Here is a 20,769-nt window from a genome sequence, read left to right as displayed (position 1 = left end):
GACGCCCGGCCGGGCGTCGGACCACGACCACGAGCGCCCTTCTCAGTACGTACTTCTGTGGACCGTCGACCAGAAGTGGTCGACGACCCGGTCGAGGTACTCCCGGCCGGACTCGCCGGAACCGGTCGCGGCCGAACCGTCGCCCCAGTTCAGCGTCGCGACCATCTGCCCCTGGTAGTCGGTGTGCATCTCCTCCAGCGCGGTCTCCAGGAGGTGCCGGTCCAGGGGCACCACCTTCGCGACCGGGCGCAGATAGGCCTGCCAGCGCGTCGTCACGGCACTGCGCAGCAGGTCGCCGAGCCGGCCGTCGCGGCCCGTCACGGTGATGAAGTCGGGCAGCGAGAGTTCGAGTACGTCGGCGAGCGCGGTGGACTGCCGCTCGTTGCCGCGCCAGGTGCCGGCCTCCTCCATCCGCTGGTAGGCGAGGAGTTCGAGACCGACTGCGCGTGCCACGTCCTCCTGGGCGAGATCGCGGGCGACACGGTGTTCCCGCAAGGTGCGCGGGGCGCCTATGAGTTCACCCGGTGAACACCACAACACGCCTGCGAGGGCGGTGAGTTCGGGGCTGCTCGGCGCGGTGATGCCGCGCTCCCAGGCGGTGACGAGATCGGGGGTGACGTACGGCAGCCCGTACGAGGCTCTCAGTCCGTACGCGACATGCTCGGGCCCCATTCCGAGCGCGGCCCGCAGTCTCCGGGCGGCGGGGGCGTTGAACGGTGGGGTGGGCTGTTGGGCTTGCGGCTGGTGCACGCGCACAAAGTATGGGTCCGGGGCAGCGGTGACTACGGTCTGTTCGGCCACAATCACGGATTGTAGGAACATACGGTTTCGGCCTCGGCCCTGAATTCGCCCCGCCGGAAGCGGTGCTCACCCCTTGACGGCCCCGCCGAGGGCGAACCCCCCGCCCAGCCGCCGGGCCACCAGCACGTACAGCAGGATCACGGGCGTCGAGTAGATCACCGAGAACGCCGCCAGCTGCCCGTAGACCACCGACCCCCGGTTCCCGAAGAACTCGTTGATGCTCACCGACGCCGGCATCTGGTCCGGAGTGAGCAGCAGCATGAACGGGACGAAGAAGTTCCCCCACATCATCACGAACGAGAAGACCGTCACGACCGCCACGCCCGGGCCCATCAGCGGCAGCACGATCCGTACCAGGGACTGCAGCGGCGACGCCCCGTCCGTCCAGGCGGCCTCCTCCAGCTCCTTCGGCACGCCGTCCATGAAGTTCTTCATCAGCCAGATGGCGAAGGGCAGTTGGGAGGCGGCGAAGAAGAAGATCGTGCCCTGCACGGTGTCGATCAGATTCACCCGCACGAACAGGGCGTACACGGGCACCATGATCGCCGTGATCGGCAGGCTCGTCGCGAAGAGGATCGTCAGCAGGAAGGGGCGGTTCAGGCGGGACCGGAAGCGGGAGAGGGGATAGGCCGCGAGGGCCGCGCACGCCACCGTCAGGGCGGTGCCGCCGCCGCACAGGATCAGGCTGTTCAGCAGGGGCGTGAAGGTGATGTCCGGTTTCAGTACGGCGTCGAAGTTCGACAGCGTCACACCGTCCGGCACCTTCACCCTCAGGTCCGCGTGCGCGTCCAGGGAGGACAGGACCACCCAGGCCAGCGGGAGCACGAACGCCGCCGCCACGGCCAGGAGGCCCGCGTCCGCGGCCAGGCGCCGCCCCGAGCGGCGGGACCGGAGCGTCGCGCCGCGTGCCGGTAGGGCCATCTCACACCTCCGTCCGCAGCAGCCGCATGTACACGAGCGAGAACAGCGAGCCGACCACCAGGAGCAGCAGCGCCACCGCCGTCCCGTACCCGATCATGCTGTTCTGGAAGGCCTGTTCGTACATGAACAGGGGCAGGGTCTGGCTGCGGCCTCCCGGACCGCCCCGCGTCATGACCCAGATCAGCCCGAACACCGACAGTGTCTGAAGCGTGTTGAGCATCAGGTTGGTGCCGATCGAGCGGCGGATCATCGGCAGCGTGATGTGCCACATCCGCCGCCAGCCGCCCGCCCCGTCGACCTCCGCCGCCTCGGTGATCTCCTTCGGGATCTCGCCCAGCGCCGCCGAGTAGACCAGCATCGAGAAGGCCGTGCCCCGCCACACGTTCGCGAACGACACCGCCAGGATCGGCAGCGTGAACATCCAGTTCTGGGAGGGGAGACGGAGCCATTCCAGGATCGCGTTCAGAGTCCCTTCGCGGCGGAAGAAGGCGTAGAGCAGGAAGCCCGCCACCACCTCCGGCAGCACCCACGCCGTGATGACGACGGCGCCGACCAGCGTGCGCACCGGCTTCGACGCCCGTTGCATCAGCGTGGCCAGGGCGAGACCCAGGGTGTTCTGGCCGACCAGCGACGACAGCACCGTGAACACCAGCGTCAGCCATACGGCGTTGATGAACGCGTCGTCCCTGAACGCCCTGCGGAAGTTGTCGAAGCCGACGAACGACGCGTGCGCCTGGCCCGTCAACTGCAGGTCCGTGAAGGCGATGTAGGCGCAGTAGACGATCGGACCCGCGAGGAAGAGGAGCAGGAGGACGACGGCGGGGGCCAGCGGGAGGGTCCGCGTGAGGGAGCGCAGGAGGCCTCCCCGGCGTCGGGAGGCGGCCCTTGCCCTCGGCGCCCGGACCGGCGGGGACGCCGTCTTCGTGGTGACACTCACTTGCGGATCACCTTGTTGTCGGTGGCCGTCCTCAGTTCCTCGTCGTAGTCGGTGGCCGCCTTGTCGACGGAGCTGTCGCCCGTCGTCACGCTCTCCATGGCCTCCTGAATGGCGGTCGAGACCCTCGGGTACGCCGGGTAGGCGGGCCGGTAGTGCGTGCTGGCGACCAGGTCCGTGAAGAACTCGATGCCGGGCTGCGCCTTCACATAGGCGGGGTCGGCGGCGACGTCCTTGCGGACCGCGATACCGGAGTTGGCGATGTACCACTTCTGCGCGTTCGCCTTCGTCTGCATCGTCTTGACGAACGTGAAGGCCAGGTCGGGGTTGGACGCCTTGGACGGGATCGACCAGGTCCAGCCGCCGGACATGCTGACCTTGCCGGGGGCCTGGCCGTGCTGGGTGGGCATGTGGGCGAGGCCGAGTTTCTGGGACCACTCGGGCCACTCGTGCCCCGAGCCCTTCAGCCAGTCCTGCGGGAGCCAGCTGCCGTCGAGGTCGATGCCGAGCTTGCCCCCGGGCAGCAGCTCACCGCGGACACTGGTCCCGAAGTTCGGGTCGAGCGCGTCGGTGACGTCGGGGCCGAGCTTCTCCTTGTAGACCGTCTCCACGAAGCCGAGGGCGTCCTTGAAGGCCTGGCTGCCGGCGATCCACTTCTTGGACGTGGAGTCGTACAGCGGGTCCGTCGTGCCGTCGCCGGTCCCGTACAGCAGCATCTCGAAGCCCTGCATGGTGGCGGCCTCGCCCGCGGGCTTGCCCGTGTAGACGTTCAGCGGGGTGACCCCGGGGACCTTCCTCTTGATCGTGCGGGCGGCCGTGAGGACGTCGTCCCAGGTCTTCGGCTGCCAGTCGGCCGGCAGTTCCGCCTTCGCGAACACGCCCTTGTCGAACCAGAGTCCGCGGGTGTCCGTCCCGTCCGGGACGCCGTACGTCTTCCCGTCCTGCGCCTTGGCCGCCGCCTTCGCGGTGTCGATGAACTGGCTCCAGTCGGACCAGGTGTCCAGATACGGGTCGAGCGGCTTCAAGTACCCGCTCGTGATGTCCGAGTTGATGAGGAACGTGTCCTCGTAGACCAGGTCGGGCGCGGTCTTGGGGGACCTCAGCATCTGCTGGAGCTTCGTGTAGTACTCGGAGTCCGGAGCCTTGATCGGGACGAGTTCGACCTTCTTCCCCGGGTTCGCCTTCTCGAACTGCTTCTTCATCTCGCCCAGGTAGGTGTCCATCACCCGGATCGAGTTGTCCGTGGACTGCTTGAACGACACCTTCACGGTGTCCGGATCGCTCCCGGATCCGGAGCCGCAAGCGGTGAGCGTGGTCGCGGCGAGCAGTGTCGCGAGGAGAAGTGGGGCGGCGGTGGGGCGCACGGGCAGGACCTCCTACGGACCGACATCGTTGTCGTTCGAGCCGAGTTGTCTGCCCGCCGAACGTAAGAGCTGTGCGGATGTCAGGTCAATGAGCGTGCAGAGGCTTTGACTTGGGCGGCTCCCTCGGCCCGTCGTGCGTCGAGGAACGGCCAAGTCGGCGCGGGCGGGGCTCCTCGGCGTCGCCGCGTGGTCGCCCTCCTCGCTCTCCTCGCCCTTCGCGGCCGTCGTCCGTCCGCCGGGCCGCCGAGGGCCGCTCCGCGGTGCTGATGTCCCGATGGGACTCATGTCTCATCGGGCCTCATGTCTCACTGGGACATGTGCGGGTGTACGGTCGAGGACATGGGAGACATCAAGGCAACGGAGCCGACGCCCCAGGGCACCACCGCTGAAACCGCGACCAGGGAGTCCGCGACCACGGAGTCCGCGGGCACAAAGGCCGTGGCCACCGGGACGACCAGGGTCACCGGGTCCGCCGGGACCGCGGACGACCCTGCCCCGGGCGCCCTAGAGGACCGGCGGCAGCGCAAGGCGCGTCGGACGCGGAACGCGCTCGCCGCCGCCGCCCTCGATCTGATCCTGGAACAGGGCTTGGAGAGCGTGACCGTCTCCGCCGTCGCGGACCGCGCCGATGTCACCCGCCGCACGTTCAGCCGCCACTTCGTGGGCAAGGAGGACGCGGCCCTCGACTTCGTCCGGGGCGACGGCGACCGCATCAACGCCTGCCTGATGGCCCGGCCCGCAGGCGAACCTCCGCTCGTCGCCTACCGCCGCGCCGTCGCCGACTGGCTCGCGGACCAGGAGAACCCGGCCTGGCACCTGCGCCCGGACATGCGCAGACTGCTCGCCCTCGTGGACACCGAACCCGCCCTCTTCGCCGCCTACGAGCGCATCCGGGTCGACGCCCAGGAGGCGTCGATCCGCATCATCGCCGAGCGGCTCGGCACCGACGACGTACGGGACCTGCGTCCCGCCGTCGTCGTCGGCGCAGCCGCCGGCGTCCTCACCGCCGCGCTGCGCGCCTGGGCGCGCGGCGGCACGGCCCCCACGGACTCGGCCGCCGCAGACCTCGCCTCCCTGGTGGAGCAGGCGTACGACGCGCTGACGGGAGAGGCCGCGCAGGCCGTCTCCCACGCCACTCACCCCGTATCAGGAAAGTGATCAGCACCATGAGCACCACCCCCACCCCCGCCGGCCTCACCGACGCCTCCGCCGAGTTCTCCGGCCGCACCGCCCTCGTCACCGGCGCCGCCTCCGGCATCGGTCTCGCCACCGCCCGCCGTCTCGGCCTCGGCGGCGCCCAGGTCGTGATGGCCGACTACAACGACGAGGGCGCCGAGAAGGCCGCCGCCGAGCTGCGGGCCGAGGGAATCCTGGCGGCCGCCGTCGCGGTGGACGTGACGCGGCCCGAGTCGGTCGAGGCGGCGGTGGCCTTCGCCGTCGACACCTTCGGCGGGCTCCACCTCGCGGTGAACAACGCGGGTGTGGGCGGCCCGGTCGTCCCCACGGGCGAGTACGACATCGACGCCTACAACCGGGTCGTGCGCACCAACCTCGACGGCGTCTTCCACTCGATGCGCTTCGAGCTCCCCGCCATCGAGGCGTCCGAGGGCGGCGCCATCGTGAACGTCTCCTCCATCCTCGGCTCGGTCGGCTCCGCCGGATCGTCGGCGTACGTCGCCGCCAAGCACGGCGTGATCGGGCTGACCAGGACGGCCGCCGCCGAGTACGCGGCCGTCGGCATCCGGATCAACGCGGTCGGGCCCGGCTTCATCGAGACACCGCTGCTGCGGGGCATGGACCGGGCCCAGTACGACGGACTGGTCGGACTGCACCCGGCGGGGCGGCTCGGCCGTCCCGAGGAGGTCGCCGAGCTGATCGTGTTCCTGCTCTCCGAGCGCGCCTCGTTCATCCACGGCAGCTACCACCTGGTCGACGGCGCCTACACCGCCGTCTGAACCGCCGACTGTTCGAGAGGAGCAGAGAAGACATGAAGGCACTCCAGTACCGCACCATCGGCGCCGCCCCCGAGGTGGTCACCGTCCCCGATCCCGAACCCGGGCCCGGACAGGTCCTGTTGAAGGTCACCGCCGCCGGCGTCTGCCACTCGGACATCGCGGTGATGAGCCGGCCCGCCGAGAGCTTCCCCTACGCGCTGCCCCTCACCCTCGGGCACGAGGGCACCGGCACGGTCGCCGCGCTCGGCGACGGTGTGAGCGGGATCGGCGAGGGCGACGCGGTCGCCGTGTACGGCCCGTGGGGCTGCGGGATCTGCGCCAAGTGCGCGGAGGGCAAGGAGAATTACTGCCTGCGCGCCGACGAGCTCGGCATCCGGCCGCCGGGACTCGGCGCGCCCGGCGCGATGGCCGAGTACCTGCTCGTCGACGACGCCCGTCACCTCGTACCGATCGACGGTCTCGACCCGGTCGCCGCGGTCCCGCTGACGGACGCCGGTCTGACCCCGTACCACGCGATCAAGCGCTCCCTGCCCAAGCTGCTGCCCGGTTCGACCGCCGTGGTCATCGGCACCGGCGGACTCGGGCACGTCGCCATCCAGCTGCTGCGCGCCATGACCTCCGCCCGGGTGATCGCCCTCGACGTCAGTGAGGACAAGCTCGCCCTCGCCCGCACCGTGGGCGCCCACGAGGCCGTGCTCTCCGACGCCGGGGCCGCCGCCAAGGTCCGTGAACTCACAGGTGGTCTCGGTGCCCAGGCCGTGTTCGACTTCGTCGGCGCCGAGCCGACCGTGCGGACCGCCGGGGCCGTCGCCGCGGTGGAGGCCGACATCAGCATCGTCGGTATCGGCGGCGCCGCCCTGCCGGTCGGCTTCGGCACGCTGCCCTTCGAGGTGTCCGTGACCGCGCCCTACTGGGGCTCCCGCGGCGAGCTGATCGAGGTCCTCGACCTCGCCCGCGCCGGATCCGTCCGCGTCCACACCGAGACGTACTCGCTCGACGAGGCGCCCCTCGCGTACGAGCGCCTGCACGCCGGGAAGGTGGAGGGCCGCGCCGTCATCCTGCCGAACGGCTGAGCCCCTCGCGGGTCAGCCCTTCACCCAGCGGTACTGCAACTCCGGGCGCCCGACCGTCCCGTACTGCGGAGCGCGCGCCGCCCGGCCCGCCTCCACCAAGTGCTCCAGATAGCGGCGGGCGGTGATCCGGGAGATGCCGACGGCCTCGGCGACCTTGGCCGCCGTCAGGCCGTCGGCGCAGTCCCGCAGGGTGACGGTCACGCGTTCCAGGGTCGGCGAGCTCAGGCCCTTGGGCAGCGCGGCCGGGCCCGGAGCCCGCAGGGCGGCCAGCGCGCGGTCCACCTCGTCCTGGCCGCTCGCCTCGCCGGCTGCCGCGCGGAACTCGGCGTACCGGATCAGCCGGTCGCGCAGGGTGGCGAAGGTGAACGGCTTCAGCACGTACTGGACGACCCCGAGCGACACCCCTTCCCGTACGACCGCCAGGTCCCGCGCGGATGTCACCGCTATGACGTCCGCGTGATAGCCGGCGGCGCGCAGGGAGCGGGCGAGCTGGAGTCCGTGCACGTCCGGCAGATGCAAGTCGAGCAGCAGCAGGTCCACCGGTGTACGGTCCAGCGCGCGGCGCGCCTCCGCACCCGTGCGGGCCTTGCCGACCGCCGTGAAGCCGGGCACCCGGCCGACGTACATGACGTGCGCGTCGGCGGCGACGGGGTCGTCCTCGACGACGAGGACGCGGATCGGATCGCTCATACGGCGCCTCCAGGCACAGCGGGCTCGGACGGCCGGGCGGACCGGCTGGACGGGACGGCCGCGGGCAACGGCAGGCGCACCTCGAACTCCGCCCCGCCGTCGGCTCCTTCGCGGACCTCCAGCGTGCCCGCGTGACGGTTCACGGTCTGGCGGGCGAGGGCCAGACCGAGGCCGCGGCCGCCGGGGCCCGCCGGTTTCGTGGACCAGCCGCGCTGGAAGACCTGTTCGGCGTGGGCGGGGTCCACCCCGGCCCCGGTGTCGGCGACCCGCAGGACCAGGACCGAGTCGTCCGTGAACGCCGTCACCGTGACCCGTGCCCCCGCCGTGCCCTGCGCCGCGTCCATCGCGTTGTCGATCAGATTGCCGAGGACGGTGACCAGGTCGCGCGCGGACAGCGAGGCCGGCAGCAGCCCGTCGTCGATGCCGCTGTCCTCGGAGACCACGAGTTCCACACCGCGCTCGTTCGCCTGCGCCGCCTTGCCCAGCAGCAGCGCGGCGAGGACCGGTTCGCTGACCGCGGAGATCACCTCGTCGGTGAGGGTCTGCGCCAGTTCCAGCTCCGCCGTGGCGAAGTCGACGGCCTCCTCGGCGCGGCCCAGTTCGATGAGGGAGACCATCGTGTGCAGGCGGTTCGCCGCCTCGTGCGCCTGCGAGCGCAGCGCCTGGGTGAAGCCGCGCTCCGAGTCCAGCTCGCCCGTCAGGGCCTGGAGTTCGGTCACATCGCGCAGGGTGACCACCGTGCCCCGGCGTTCGCCTCCGGACACCGGCGAGGTGTTCACGACCAGCACCCGCGCGTCCGTCAGGTGGACCTCGTCGACACGGGGCTCCGCCGACAGCAGCGCGCCCGTCAGGGGCGCGGGCAGCCCGAGTTCGGCCACCGAACGGCCGACCACGTCGTCCGTGACGCCGAGCAGTTCCCGCCCGCCGTCGTTCATCAGCGCCACCCGGAACTGCCCGTCCAGCATCAGCAGACCCTCGCGCACGGCGTGCAGCGCGGCCTGGTGGTAGTCGTGCATACGGCTCAGCTCGGCCGCGTTCATGCCATGGGTGGAGCGGCGCAGCCGGGCGTTGATGACGTACGTGCCGATACCGCCCAGCAGCAGCGCGCCCGCGGCGACCCCGATAAGGGCGGTGACCTGGTCCTGGACGCGTTTGGTGATCGCCTCGACTCTGATACCCGCGCTGACCAGGCCGATGGTCCGGCCGTCGGCGCGGATCGGGGTGACGGCGCGCACGGAGGCGCCGAGGCTGCCCGTGTACGTCTCGGTGAAGGACCTGCCCGCCAGCGCGGGACGGATGTGTCCGAGGAAGTGCTTGCCTATCAGCGTCTCGTCGGGATGCGTCCAGCGGATGCCCCGCGGATTCATGATCGTCACGAAGTCGACCCCGGTGTCCCGCTGCACCTGGCGGGCGTACGGCTGGAGCTCCTCGGTGGGGTTCGCGGTGCCGATGGCCTCGTGGACGGACGGGGCGTCCGCGACCGAGCGGGCGACCGCCATCGCCTGACGGCCGGCCGCCTCCTCGGCCTGGCTGCGGTCGCTGACGTAGCTGAACAGCGCGTACCCGGCGACGAGGACCGCGATCAGTACGGCCTGCATGCCGAAGAGCTGGCCGGCCAGGCTGCGGGGTCGCGGGACACGGGGGAGGCGCATGCCGTTCAGTGTGCCTCCCCCGGGCGGAACCTCCTCCGGGGGAGCGTGAACTCAATGAACGGAAGGGTGACCGCCCTCACACGCCGGGAGATAGTCCCCTCATCCCCCGGGAGTCCACGCCTCCCGGATCCCCCGGACGTGAGCCGCACTCCGGGGTTCCGCCGGACGTGAGCCGCACGCCGGATGATGCCGACGACGTCGTCAAGGAGGGCAGCCGTGGCCAGCACGCCGCAAACGGTACCTGCCGCACCCGCCGCCAAGCGGGACCGTACGCACTATCTGTACATCGCCGTGATCGGCGCCGTGATCCTCGGTATCGCCGTGGGTCTGATCGCCCCCGACTTCGCGGTCGAGCTGAAGCCCATCGGTACGGGCTTCGTGAACCTGATCAAGATGATGATCTCCCCGATCATCTTCTGCACGATCGTGCTGGGCATCGGCTCGGTCCGCAAGGCCGCCAAGGTCGGCGCCGTCGGCGGTATCGCGCTCGGATACTTCCTGGTGATGTCGCTGGTCGCGCTGGCGATCGGCCTGGTCGTCGGCAACATCCTGGAGCCGGGCAGCAGCCTGGCGATGACCGACGCGGTCAAGGAGGCCGGTCAGGGGCAGGTGTCGGCGGAGGCGCTGCCGCCGGTCGACTTCGTGCTCTCGATCATCCCGACCACGATGGTCTCGGCGTTCACCGAGGGCCAGGTCCTGCAGACCCTGCTCGTCGCGCTCCTCACCGGGTTCGCGCTCCAGGCCATGGGGACGGCCGGGCAGCCGGTCCTGCGCGGTGTGGAGCACATCCAGCGGCTCGTCTTCCGTGTCCTCGCCATGGTCATGTGGGCGGCCCCGCTCGGTGCCTTCGGCGCCATCGCCGCCGTCACCGGTTCCGCCGGCCTGGACGCGCTCAAGAGCCTCGCCGTGCTGATGCTCGGCTTCTACGTCACCTGCTTCCTCTTCGTCTTCATCGTGCTCGGCGCCCTGCTGCGCGTGGTGACGGGCCTGAACATCCTCACGCTCTTCAAGTACCTGGGCCGGGAGTTCCTGCTGATCCTGTCCACCTCCTCCTCCGAGTCCGCGCTGCCGCGGCTCATCGCGAAGATGGAGCACCTGGGCGTCGGCAAGCCGGTGGTCGGCATCACCGTTCCGACCGGCTATTCCTTCAACCTCGACGGCACGATGATCTACATGACCATGGCCTCGCTCTACATCGCCGACGCGATGGGCACGCCGATGTCGATCGGGGAGCAGATCCCGCTCCTGCTCTTCCTCCTCGTCGCGTCCAAGGGAGCGGCGGGCGTCAGCGGGGCGGGCCTCGCCACCCTGGCCGGCGGTCTTCAGTCGCACAAGCCCGCGCTGGTGGACGGCGTCGGCCTCATCGTCGGCATCGACCGCTTCATGAGCGAGGCGCGCGCACTGACGAACTTCGCGGGCAACGCCGTGGCCACGGTCCTGATCGGCACCTGGACGAAGGAGATCGACCGGGAGCGGGTGGCCAAGGTCCTCGCCGGACAGCTGCCCTTCGACGAGAAGACCCTGCTGGACGACGCCGATGCCGACGCCGACGGCGCCGACGTCCCGGCGGACGTGCCGGAGCAGGGCGGCGAGAAGGAGCCGGCGAAGGTATAGGAACACCGGCCGCGCGAGGTCGGCGGTGCGGGCGGAGCGGAGATTGCGGCGGTTGCCGGATGCGTACGCCGCCCGCCTCCTGCGGCCGGACGATGCGGCCGGACGACACCCGCTCCCCGCGGCCGAGTGACGTCCTCTCTCCGCGGCCGCGTGACGCACCGCCCCCTGAGACGCCGGGCGGTCGGGCTCCCCCCCACAGGCCCGGCCGTCCGGTGCACCGCTGAACGCCACTGGGTCCTCGGAGGACCTGAACCCTCCGAGGCCTCAGTCGCTCAGCTTCGCCACCAGCGCGGTGGCGTGCGAGGCGGGTACGCCCGCCGCGGTCAGCATGGTGACCGCGGCGGAGCGGCCCGCCTCCTCCGCTGCCAGGAGCCCGTCGTTCACCGCTTCCATCAGGGCGAACAGGGTCTGCTCATGCACGTACGCCAGTGCCGGCGGGGGCAGCGGGGACGCGAAGACGCCCTGTTCGAGGCCGCTCCGAAGGATCTCCGCGCAGGCCTCCCGGACCGGTGTGAGGCGCTCGCGGATGCCCTGCATGGTGACGCTGCGCTGGGCGAGGGCGACCAGCAGCCGGTAGCGGTCGGCGATCTCCCAGACGGCGAGGGTCGAGCGGGCCAGGGACTCGGCCGGGTCCGCGACACCCTCGCGGCCCGCCGCGTGCGCCGCCGCGACGGCTGCCACGGCCTCGTCGGTCAGGGTGCCGACCAGTGCCTCGCGGCTGGGGAAGTGCCCGTACACCGTGCGCCGTACGACACCCGCCGCCCGTGCGATCTGATCCATGGACGCGTCGGGATCGCGCAGCAGTTCGGCGAGCGCGACGTCGAGGATGCGGCGGCGGTTCACATCGGCGCGGCTCGGGCTACCCGTGGTCATGGCTGCCATTCTGCCCGCCCCTCGGGCGGCCACCCGTCCTGCGGTCATGGGGTCTCCACCTCCTTCATTTGCGCAGCGCTGTGCAATCTCGTACATTGCACAGGGTTGTGCAATTGCACTCCGCTGTGCAAGTTCTGGTGCGGACGGATCTCCGTACCCGTCGATCGAGGAAGGCGGCCGTGGCCATGCGTCTCGTCATGAACGAACCGGTCGAGAGGATGGACCGGCCCTACGCCCGTCGCTGGTGGGCGCTGCTGGTGCTCTGCCTGAGCCTGCTGATCATCGTGATGGCGAACACCGCCCTCACGGTCGCGGCTCCCGACATGACCCAGGACCTCGGCCTGTCCAGCGCCGACCTGCAATGGGTCATCGACGGATACACCGTCCCGTACGCCGCGCTGATGCTGCTGCTCGGCGCCATCGGCGACAAGTACAGCCGCCGTGGCGCGCTCGTCCTGGGACTCGTCGTCTTCGGCGGCGGCGCGGTCGCCGGATCGCTGGTCGACAGCTCCACCGGGGTCATCGCGGCCCGCGCCGTCATGGGCGTCGGCGCCGCGCTGATCATGCCGGCCACGCTCTCCCTGCTCGCCGCGACGTTCCCGCGCGCCGAACGGGCCAAGGCGATCGTCCTGTGGACCGCCACCGCCGGACTCGCGATCGCCGCCGGACCGCTGGTCGCGGGCGCCCTCCTGGAGCACCACGGCTGGTCGTCCACGTTCCTGATCAACGTGCCGATCGCCGCTCTCGCCATCGTCGGCGCGCTCGTCCTCGTGCCGCCGTCCAGGGCCGCGCACCACAACCGCATCGACCACGTCGGCGGGCTGCTCTCCGTCGTCTGGATCGGCTCGCTGGTCTACATGATCATCGAAGGGCCGCACTTCGGGTGGGGTGCGAAGGCCGTGACCGCCGCGGTGGTCGCCGGGGCCGGACTGGTCCTCTTCGTCCTGTGGGAGCTGCGCCACCCGCGCCCGGTCGTCGATGTGCGACGTTTCGCCCACCGTCGCTTCGCCGGTTCGAACCTCGCCGTCGCCCTCTTCTTCCTGGCCGTCTTCGGTGCCTTCTACTACCTGACCCAGCACCTCCAGTTCGTCCTCGGCTACGACGCCCTGGACACCGGCGTACGGATGCTGCCGCTGGCCGGCGCCGTGTTCGTGGGCTCGGCGCTCACCGGGTACCTCACTCCGCGCATCGGCATGAAGTTCACGGTCACCGCGGGCATGGTCGGCGGCACGACGGCCCTGGCACTGCTCACCCGGGTGGACGCCTCCTCGGCGTACGGCGACTTCGTCCTGCCCCTCGTCATCCTCGGCCTCGCCATCGGGCTCGCGCTCTCGCCCTGCACGGACGCCATCATGGGCGCGTTCCCCGAGGCCGAACTGGGCGTCGGCGGAGCGGTCAACGACACCTCGCTGGAGCTCGGCGGCTCGCTCGGCATCGCCATTCTCGGCTCGGTGCTGGCCGGTTCGTACTCCTCGCACCTGGCGGACGCGACCGCGGGCAGCAAGCTCCCCGCGGGCGCTCTGGCCACGGCCCAGGACTCGGTGGGCGCCGGATACGCCGTCGCCCAGGGCATCGGCGGCAAGGCCCGTCAGCTCGGCGAACAGGCGGCACAGACGGCGAACGCCGAGCAGGCGGCCCAGTTGAAGGCGCAGGCCGGTCAACTCGCCGACGGAGCACGGCAGATGACGGACGCGGTCGGCTCGTCCTTCGCGGACGCGGTGGCGCACACCAGCCTCGTCGGAGCGGTGATCCTGGGCGTGGGCACGGTGCTGGTGGCCGTGCTGCTGCCGCGCAAGGGGCGCACGGGGGCCGAGGTCGCTGCCGAAGGTGGCGCCGCGGACGCCGCGGACGCCGCGGAGGCCGCGGACGGTGCGGGGGCGAGTGCCGCGGCCGGTGCGGACAGCCCGGCCGGCGCCGAGGCGCCGTCGGAGGAGACCGTGTCCGCGGGAGAGACGCCCCGCTGACCCCTGACCCACCCGGCGGCCGGGCCCCTCGACCGGACCGCGTCCCGGCCGCCCGGAACCGTGACCCGCGGGCCACCGTCTCGTAGAACATGTGCACTACCGTGCCGTGCCGGACCTACCGGCACGGCACGACACGTTCTGCGGAGGACACCGAGCATGAAGATCGACTGGGACCGGCGTACGTGCGCACGGCGCGGCCACGTGACGTACGCGCCCGACGAACGGGTGCTGCGGGAACGGCTGCGCGCCGAGACGGGCCTCGGCGAGGCCTGGCGCTGTCTGCGCTGCGGCGACTTCGCGCTGGGTGATCCGCACGGCACGGGCCCCGCCGACGAGGCACCGCTCGTGCCCCGCGGCAAGGTGCTCCGCGATCTGTTCATCCTGCGCTTCCTGGCGATCGAGCGGGCCGTGCGCGGGGTGTTCATCGTGCTGGTCGCGGCCGCCGTGTGGAAGTTCAGCAACAGCCAGGACGCGGTGCGCCGCCTCTTCGACGAATACCTCGACGTCCTCAGGCCGGTCTTCCGGCACTTCCACTACGACCTCGACCACTCGCCCGTGGTCGGCACCATCCAGAAGACCTTCGGCTACAAGCACTCCACGCTGCTGCTGGTCGCGGTCCTGCTGCTGGTGTACGCGCTGATCGAGATCGTCGAGGCGGTCGGGCTCTGGTACGCCAAGCGCTGGGCGGAGTACCTCACGGTCGTCGCCACCGCGGCGTTCCTCCCGCTCGAGATCTACGAACTCACCGAGCACATCAGCTGGTTGAAGATCGCGACGCTGGTCCTGAACATTCTCGCCGTCCTCTACATCGCCCTCACCAAACGGCTGTTCGGCCTGCGTGGCGGCCACAAGGCGTTCGAGGCTGAGCGGCAGAGCGCGTCGCTCCTGGAGGTGGAGGAGTCGGCCGGGGTCCTGGTGTGACCCCCCGGGCCGACGCCCGGCTCAGGGTCCGGTGAGGGGCGGGCGCCGATGGTCCGTCGCCGCGTCCAGGCGGGCCAGGTCCGCCGCGCTCAGCAGCAGGTCCGCGGCCCCCGCCGAGTCCCGGGCGGTCTCCGGGCGGGAGGCGCCCGGGATCGGGATCACGGTGGGGGACTGGGCCGACAGCCAGGCGAGACAGACCTGTTGGGGGCTCACACCGTGTTCCCGGGCCACCGCGTGGAACGCCTCGAGTCCCTCCGGGGAACCGTCCGGGGAGCCGGTGCCGGACGGGCCGTCCAGGGAACTGCGGGAGATGCCGCCCAGCGGGCTCCACGGCAGGAACGCGAGACACAGCTCGGCGCAGAGGAGCAGTTCGGCGTCGCTGTCCCGTACCGCGGGCGAGTACTGGTTCTGGACGGAGACCAGACGGTCGCCGAGGATCGCGTGGGCCCGGCGGATCTGGTCGGTGGTGGTGTTGGAGATGCCGGCCAGCCGGATCGTGCCCGCGTCGAGAAGGTCGCGCAGGGCGCCGACCGAGTCCTCGAAGGGGACGGCGGGGTCGGGCTTGTGCAGCTGGTAGAGGCCGATCGCCTCCAGGCCCAGCCGCTTCAGGGAGGCCTCGGCCGCCGCCTTGAGATGGCCCGGGGAGCCGTTCACCGTCCAGCTGCCGTCGGCCGGCCTGCCGCGCCCGCCCTTGGTGCTCACCAGGACGTCCGCGGTGTCGCCGCCGTACGTCGCCAGGGCGCGGGCCACGAGCCGTTCGTTGTGGCCGGGCCCGTCGCCGGGCAGGTGGTAGGAGTCCGCCGTGTCGAGGAGCGTGACGCCCGCGTCGAGGGCGGCGTGCACCGTTGCCAGCGCCCGCGTCTCGTCCGGACGGCCCTCGATGGACAGCGGCATCACGCCGAGCCCCACGGCACTCACGCTCAGCTCGCCAAGTGTCCGCCGGCGCATCTCAGTCGTCCTTTCCGAGAGTCTCGGCCACGGCGCGCGGCAGCCATGCCCGCGCGCTGCCGAAGGGGAAACCGAGCCGGGTGGCCCGGGAGTTGTCCATGCCGTAGGAACGGCTGAAGGAGAAGGGGGAGACCTCGCCCACCTCGACGGCCCGCAGGAGCGTCTTGCCGTCCGGGAGGTGCGCGGTGATCGCCTCGCACAGCTCCTCCGTGGTCAGGGTCCCGTGGGAGGCCGCGTTGACCGGGCCGGTGAAGTCCTCGCCCGCCGTCCAGAACAGGAAGTCGGCGATCTCCTCGACGTGGATGTACGTCGCCGGGTGGTTCACCGGGGGCACGGCGATCGGCTCGCCGGCGCGGATACGGTCGGCGTAGTGCTGCAGACGGCCGGTGAAGTCGTCGTCCCCGCCCAGCACATGGGCGACGCGCACGGCCACGTACGGGAAGGAGGGGTCGGCCGCGAACACCGCCTCGGCCTGCCGCTTGCCCTCCCCGTAGTGCGCGTCGAGGAACTCCGCGTCGTCCCAGGGGAGGCCGGGATCGACGGCGACCGTACGGGGATCCACGGCCCCTTCGCCGACCGGGTCCGCCGCGTCCTCGTACTCGTACACCTCGACGGTGGACGTCATCACATACCGGCGCGTGCGCCCCGCGAAGACCCGGCGCGCGATCCGCGCCTGCCGCGGTGTGTAGCAGACCTGGTCGACGACGACGTCGAAAGTCCGTGAACCCAGCGCCTTTTCCAGGGAGTTCTCGTCATTGCGGTCGGCGATCAGATGAATTGTCCCGGCGGGCGGCGCCGACGAGCCGCGATTGATGACGGTGACCCGGTCTCCCGCGGCCGTCAACCGGTCAATGAGACGTTTTCCGAAATACCGGTTTCCGCCGATCACACAGATCTCTCGCACATCGCCCTCCCCTATTCCCACGCACCCGTCACCGATCACCGGGCGTTCCCGGTGCCTCGGCCTGTGGTCATAATTCTCCCGTCGCAGGGGGCAGGTCTGAAGGGGGAGACATGGGAGATCCGGCCGTCGCACCGAAAGAACCACGGCAGCCACGCGCCGTCTCCGGCGAAACGTCGGCGGCCTTCGACGCGCTGGACCGGCAGATCCTGGAGCTGCTCCAGAGCGACGGCCGGATCAAGCTCAGCGAGCTGGGCCGCCGGGTCCGGCTGAGCCCCGCGGCGGTCGCGGAGCGGGTGCGCCGGCTGGAGACGACGGGCGCGATCACCGGATACGGCGCCCGGGTGTCGGCACCCCGTCTCGGCTACGGCATCCAGGCCTTCATCCGCGTCAATCCGCACGGCGGCTACACGCTCAAGCACCCGCGGACCCTGGAACTGCTGGCCCGTCCCGAGATCACCGAGGTCCACCACGTCGTCGGCGAGGACTGCTGGATCCTCAAGGTCGCCGTCGAGGACACGATCCATCTGGAGGACGTCCTGGAGCAGACCTCCGCGCTGGGGCGGACGACGACTTCGATCGTGCTGTCGTCACCGGTGGACCGGAAGCCGCTGCTGCCGCGCACCGCCCGCTGATCGGGCCGTCCGCGGACGCTTGCCTTGACGTCGGCGTCAAGGATTACCGTCGGGGCATGCGAATCGGCGAGCTGGCGGAACGAGCCGGGACGACCACGCGGACTCTGCGCTACTACGAGTCGCGGGGGCTGCTGCCCGCGCGGCGGGGCGAGAACGGGTACCGGACGTACGACGAGGACGACGTGCGGCTGCTGCGGCAGATCAGGACGTTGCAGGACTTCGGGTTCGACCTGGAGGAGACGCGGCCCTTCGTGGAATGTCTGCGGGCCGGACATCCCGAGGGCGACTCGTGCCCGGCGTCCCTCGACGTCTACCGCCGCAAGCTCGGCGAGCTCGACGCGCTGATCGACGAGCTGCGGTCGGTGCGCGCGCAGGTCGGTGAGCAGCTGGCGCGGGCCGAACGGGCACGCGACGAGCTGGCGGCCGACGCGGAGGTTCCGGGCGGTCCGGAACCCGTATGCGAACTGGGAGGGCGGACGCGGTGATCAGGGCGGCGGGAGTGGCCGAGGTGACGGACGCGGACTTCGGAGCGGAGGTGATCGGGGCGGATCTGCCCGTGCTGGTGGAGTTCACGGCGGACTGGTGCCCGCCGTGCCGGCAGATGGGACCGGTGCTCAGTGAGCTGGCCTTCGAGGAGGGGGACCGGTTCAAGGTGGTCCAGCTGGACGTGGACACCAACCCGGAGACGACGCTGGCGTACGGCGTGCTCTCGATGCCGACGTTCATGGTTTTCCGTGACGGTGAGCCCGTGAAGTCGATGGTGGGCGCGCGGCCCAAGCGGCGGCTGCTCCAGGAGCTGTCCGACGTGCTCTGACCCCACCCGGCATACAAAAAATCCCCTGGGCAATTGCGCCCGGGGGATTTCTTTGCGTATATTCGATGATTCGCGACTTCAAAAAAGAGGTCGTGAAGAAGTTCAGTGAGCACAGTATATCTGGCCGGGAGCGGAATTGTCAAACAAGGGATCGCACACAGAATTCCCCGACGATGAACTGCGGAGCGAGCAGGAATTCATCGACGGGTTGTACGCGCGCGTGGACGCCCTGCGCGGTGTCACCGAGGCCTCCGTCGAGGACGCGCTCGCCCAGGGCAACACGCCCATGCAGGCCCGGCTCGAACGGGATGTCCTGGTCGCCGAGCGCTCGGGGCTGCTGGCCGCGCTGAATGCCGTGGACGGTTCGCTCTGCTTCGGCCGGATCGATCTGTCCCCGGACCAGGGGGCGCCGTCCGCCGGCGTGACCCACCACATCGGCCGGATCGGCATCCGCGCCGATGACACCGAGCACACCCCGGTCCTCATCGACTGGCGGGCCCCGGTCGCCCGCCCCTTCTACCTGGCCACCGGCCACACCCCGATGGGCCTGCGCCGCCGCCGGCACATCACCACCGAGGGCAGGCACGTCACCGATCTGCACGACGAGATCCTCGACCTCGGCGACCGCGAACGCACCGGCCACGAGGACCCGACCGGCGACGCCGTGCTGCTCGCCGCGCTCAACTCGGCCCGCACCGGCCGGATGAGCGACATCGTGCAGACCATCCAGGCCGAACAGGACCGGATCATCCGCGCGCCGCACCGGGGCATCATGGTCGTCGAAGGCGGCCCCGGCACCGGCAAGACCGCCGTCGCCCTGCACCGCGCCGCGTATCTGCTGTACGAACACCGGGAACTGCTCGCCAAGCGGGCCGTCCTGATCGTCGGCCCGAACCCGGCCTTCCTCGGCTACATCGGCGAGGTGCTGCCCTCGCTCGGTGAGACCGGTGTGCTGCTCTCGACCGTCGGCGAGCTCTTCCCCGGCGTCCACGCGACGGCCGTGGACACGCCCGCGGCGGCCGCCGTGAAGGGCCGGGCCGAGATGGCCGGGGTCCTCGCCGAGGTCGTCCGGGACCGCCAGGCCCTTCCCGACCCGGTGATCGCGATCGAGCACGACCGGGACATCCTGATGCTCGACGCGGGCCTCGTCCAGGTCGCCCGGGAACGCACCCGCGCGGTCGACCTCCCCCACAACGTGGCCCGCGAGCACTTCGAGGGCCACATCCTCAACACCCTCACCGACATGCTCGCCGAACGCATCGGCACGGACCCCTTCGACGGCTCCAACCTCCTCGACGCGAGCGACATCACCCAGATCCGCGACGAACTCGCCGAGAACCCCGAAGTCTGGTCCGCCGTTGACCAGTTGTGGCCGAGGCTGACCCCGCAGCGACTGGTCGCCGACTTCCTGGCCGACCCGCGGGGCTACGTCCCGGACGAGGACGCGGCGGTCATCCGCCGCCCGCTGACCCGAGCCGGCGACTGGACCGGCGCGGACGTGCCCCTCCTCGACGAGGCCGCCGAACTGCTGGGCGATGACGACCGGGTCACCCGGGAGCTCGCCGACCAGGAACGCCGTACCCGGATCGCGTACGCGCAGGGCGTGCTGGACGTCTCCTACGCCTCGCGGACGTACGAGTTCGAGGACAAGCACGAGGACGACTCCGAGATCCTGTCGGCGCACAACATCATCGACGCCGAGCGGATGGCCGAACGGCACGAGGAGGACGACCACCGCAGCGCCGCGGAGCGCGCCGCCGCCGACCGGACCTGGGCCTTCGGCCACATCATCGTCGACGAGGCGCAGGAACTGTCACCGATGGCATGGCGGCTGCTGATGCGGCGCAGCCCCACGCGTTCCATGACGCTCGTCGGTGACCCCGCGCAGACCGCCGAGGCGGCGGGGGTCGGCTCCTGGGAGGAGATCCTCTCCCCTTACGTCGAGGACCGCTGGGAGCACACCCGGCTCGGCGTCAACTACCGCACCCCGTCCGAGATCATGGACGTCGCCGCCGGTGTGGTGCGGGCCGAGCGCCCCGGCTTCGAACCGCCGCGCTCCGTCCGCTCCACCGGGGTGCGCCCCTGGGCACGGGACGCCGGGGACGACCTGCCCGGCGCGGTCGCCAAGGCCGTCGCCGAGCTGACACCGGCCGAGGGGCGGCTCGCGGTGATCGCGCCGCGTGCCCTGCACCGAGCGCTCGCCTCCCGGCTGGACGGGGTGACGGCGGGCCAGGAGCCGGATCTCACACGCACGGTGGTGCTCCTCGACCCCCGGCAGGCCAAGGGCCTGGAGTTCGACTCCGTGCTGGTGGTCGAGCCCGCGTCGTACGGGACGAGTGACCTGTACGTGGCGCTGACCCGCGCCACCCAGACCCTGGGACTCGTGCACACCGGGGACCTGCCCGCTTCGCTGCGCGGCGCAGGGCTGGAGTGAAGGAGGGCCCCGCTCGCCAGTGCCCTGGCCCCCGATCCCCGGCCGTCCGGTGACCGCGTCACCGGACGGCCGGGGACACCACTGGACAGGGGCCTAGGCGGGGCGCAGCCACACCGTCGCGAGCGGCGGCAGCGTCAGCTGGATGCTGGCCGGACGGCCGTGCCAGCCCTGGGGTTCCGGCTTGACGGGGTCGGGGTTGGTGATGTCGCTGCCGCCGTAGCGGAGGGTGTCGGTGTTGAGGATCTCGTGCCAGGCGGGGATGTCCTCGGGGACGC

General features: G+C 71.1%; 20 protein-coding genes. 10 read left to right on the top strand and 10 right to left on the bottom strand.

Going from position 1 to position 20,769, the window contains the following annotated elements:
• Positions 1-42: 42 nt before the first annotated feature.
• From ACWD68_RS39615 to ACWD68_RS39600, 4 genes are all read right to left on the bottom strand, one after another.
• Positions 43-756 carry a helix-turn-helix domain-containing protein gene (locus ACWD68_RS39615; protein ID WP_451811308.1) on the bottom strand — a complete coding sequence of 238 codons (714 nt, stop codon included), beginning with the start codon at positions 754-756 and terminating at the stop codon, positions 43-45.
• A 111-nt stretch (positions 757-867) separates the two neighbouring features.
• Complete coding sequence (locus ACWD68_RS39610; RefSeq protein WP_451811307.1) at positions 868-1,722, bottom strand: carbohydrate ABC transporter permease; 855 nt, start codon at positions 1,720-1,722, stop codon at positions 868-870.
• Position 1,723: 1 nt separating this feature from the next.
• Positions 1,724-2,659: a carbohydrate ABC transporter permease gene (locus ACWD68_RS39605; protein ID WP_451811306.1), complete on the bottom strand. Its 936-nt coding sequence runs from the start codon at positions 2,657-2,659 to the stop codon at positions 1,724-1,726.
• Positions 2,656-4,026, bottom strand: a complete 1,371-nt coding sequence (locus ACWD68_RS39600; RefSeq protein WP_451811312.1) for an extracellular solute-binding protein — start codon at positions 4,024-4,026, stop codon at positions 2,656-2,658. The genes ACWD68_RS39605 and ACWD68_RS39600 overlap by 4 nt, the downstream gene beginning before the upstream one ends.
• A 333-nt stretch (positions 4,027-4,359) precedes the next feature.
• On the opposite strand from ACWD68_RS39600, the gene ACWD68_RS39595 reads away from it, so the two are divergent.
• Genes ACWD68_RS39595 through ACWD68_RS39585 form a run of 3 tightly spaced genes read left to right on the top strand, consistent with a single transcriptional unit; the run spans position 4,360 to position 7,048 of the window.
• Complete coding sequence (locus tag ACWD68_RS39595) at positions 4,360-5,178, top strand: TetR/AcrR family transcriptional regulator (protein WP_451811305.1); 819 nt, start codon at positions 4,360-4,362, stop codon at positions 5,176-5,178.
• A gap of 8 nt (positions 5,179-5,186) precedes the next feature.
• Positions 5,187-5,975 carry an SDR family NAD(P)-dependent oxidoreductase gene (locus ACWD68_RS39590; RefSeq protein WP_451811304.1) on the top strand — a complete coding sequence of 263 codons (789 nt, stop codon included), beginning with the start codon at positions 5,187-5,189 and terminating at the stop codon, positions 5,973-5,975.
• 32 nt (positions 5,976-6,007) lie between these two features.
• The gene (locus ACWD68_RS39585; RefSeq protein ID WP_451811303.1) at positions 6,008-7,048 is read left to right on the top strand and encodes an NAD(P)-dependent alcohol dehydrogenase; all 1,041 of its coding nucleotides are present in this window, start codon (positions 6,008-6,010) and stop codon (positions 7,046-7,048) included.
• Between the two features lie 12 nt (positions 7,049-7,060).
• Here ACWD68_RS39585 and ACWD68_RS39580 read toward each other — a convergent pair whose 3' ends face one another.
• Positions 7,061-7,738, bottom strand: coding sequence for a response regulator (locus ACWD68_RS39580; RefSeq protein WP_451811302.1), 678 nt, complete (start codon positions 7,736-7,738; stop codon positions 7,061-7,063).
• The gene (locus ACWD68_RS39575) at positions 7,735-9,390 is read right to left on the bottom strand and encodes an ATP-binding protein (protein WP_451811301.1); all 1,656 of its coding nucleotides are present in this window, start codon (positions 9,388-9,390) and stop codon (positions 7,735-7,737) included. Before ACWD68_RS39575 ends, ACWD68_RS39580 begins: the two co-directional genes overlap by 4 nt.
• Positions 9,391-9,576: 186 nt before the next feature.
• Between ACWD68_RS39575 and ACWD68_RS39570 the strand changes: the two genes are divergently transcribed.
• A complete protein-coding gene (locus ACWD68_RS39570; protein ID WP_451811311.1) occupies positions 9,577-11,004 on the top strand; it encodes a cation:dicarboxylate symporter family transporter in 1,428 nt (475 codons plus the stop codon).
• 264 nt (positions 11,005-11,268) lie between these two features.
• On the opposite strand, the gene ACWD68_RS39565 is transcribed toward ACWD68_RS39570, so the two are convergent.
• Positions 11,269-11,877: a TetR/AcrR family transcriptional regulator gene (locus ACWD68_RS39565; protein ID WP_451811300.1), complete on the bottom strand. Its 609-nt coding sequence runs from the start codon at positions 11,875-11,877 to the stop codon at positions 11,269-11,271.
• A 185-nt stretch (positions 11,878-12,062) separates the two neighbouring features.
• Between ACWD68_RS39565 and ACWD68_RS39560 the strand changes: the two genes are divergently transcribed.
• Both ACWD68_RS39560 and ACWD68_RS39555 read left to right on the top strand, forming a co-directional pair.
• A complete protein-coding gene (locus ACWD68_RS39560; RefSeq protein ID WP_451811310.1) occupies positions 12,063-13,841 on the top strand; it encodes an MFS transporter in 1,779 nt (592 codons plus the stop codon).
• Positions 13,842-13,997: 156 nt separating this feature from the next.
• A complete protein-coding gene (locus ACWD68_RS39555; protein ID WP_451811299.1) occupies positions 13,998-14,762 on the top strand; it encodes a DUF2127 domain-containing protein in 765 nt (254 codons plus the stop codon).
• 21 nt (positions 14,763-14,783) lie between these two features.
• Here ACWD68_RS39555 and ACWD68_RS39550 read toward each other — a convergent pair whose 3' ends face one another.
• Positions 14,784-15,710: an aldo/keto reductase gene (locus ACWD68_RS39550; RefSeq protein WP_451811298.1), complete on the bottom strand. Its 927-nt coding sequence runs from the start codon at positions 15,708-15,710 to the stop codon at positions 14,784-14,786.
• A 1-nt stretch (position 15,711) separates the two neighbouring features.
• Positions 15,712-16,614, bottom strand: coding sequence for an NAD-dependent epimerase/dehydratase family protein (locus ACWD68_RS39545; RefSeq protein WP_451811297.1), 903 nt, complete (start codon positions 16,612-16,614; stop codon positions 15,712-15,714).
• A 110-nt stretch (positions 16,615-16,724) separates the two neighbouring features.
• On the opposite strand from ACWD68_RS39545, the gene ACWD68_RS39540 reads away from it, so the two are divergent.
• The 4 genes from ACWD68_RS39540 to ACWD68_RS39525 all read left to right on the top strand — a co-directional run bounded on the left by ACWD68_RS39540 (position 16,725) and on the right by ACWD68_RS39525 (position 20,494).
• Positions 16,725-17,246, top strand: a complete 522-nt coding sequence (locus ACWD68_RS39540; protein ID WP_451811296.1) for an Lrp/AsnC family transcriptional regulator — start codon at positions 16,725-16,727, stop codon at positions 17,244-17,246.
• 56 nt (positions 17,247-17,302) lie between these two features.
• Positions 17,303-17,731, top strand: coding sequence for a MerR family transcriptional regulator (locus ACWD68_RS39535; RefSeq protein ID WP_451811295.1), 429 nt, complete (start codon positions 17,303-17,305; stop codon positions 17,729-17,731).
• Positions 17,704-18,060, top strand: coding sequence for a thioredoxin family protein (locus tag ACWD68_RS39530; protein WP_451811294.1), 357 nt, complete (start codon positions 17,704-17,706; stop codon positions 18,058-18,060). Before ACWD68_RS39535 ends, ACWD68_RS39530 begins: the two co-directional genes overlap by 28 nt.
• 178 nt (positions 18,061-18,238) lie before the next feature.
• Positions 18,239-20,494, top strand: coding sequence for a HelD family protein (locus tag ACWD68_RS39525; protein ID WP_451811309.1), 2,256 nt, complete (start codon positions 18,239-18,241; stop codon positions 20,492-20,494).
• A gap of 93 nt (positions 20,495-20,587) precedes the next feature.
• Here the strand turns inward: ACWD68_RS39525 and ACWD68_RS39520 are convergent.
• The coding region (locus tag ACWD68_RS39520; RefSeq protein ID WP_451811293.1) for an alpha amylase C-terminal domain-containing protein at positions 20,588-20,769 on the bottom strand (182 nt) is incomplete at its 5' end.

Source organism: Streptomyces sp. NPDC005141 (assembly GCF_053599975.1).
The sequence above is the reverse complement of the archived record's forward strand: the minus strand, read 5'-3'. Positions and strand labels throughout refer to the sequence as shown.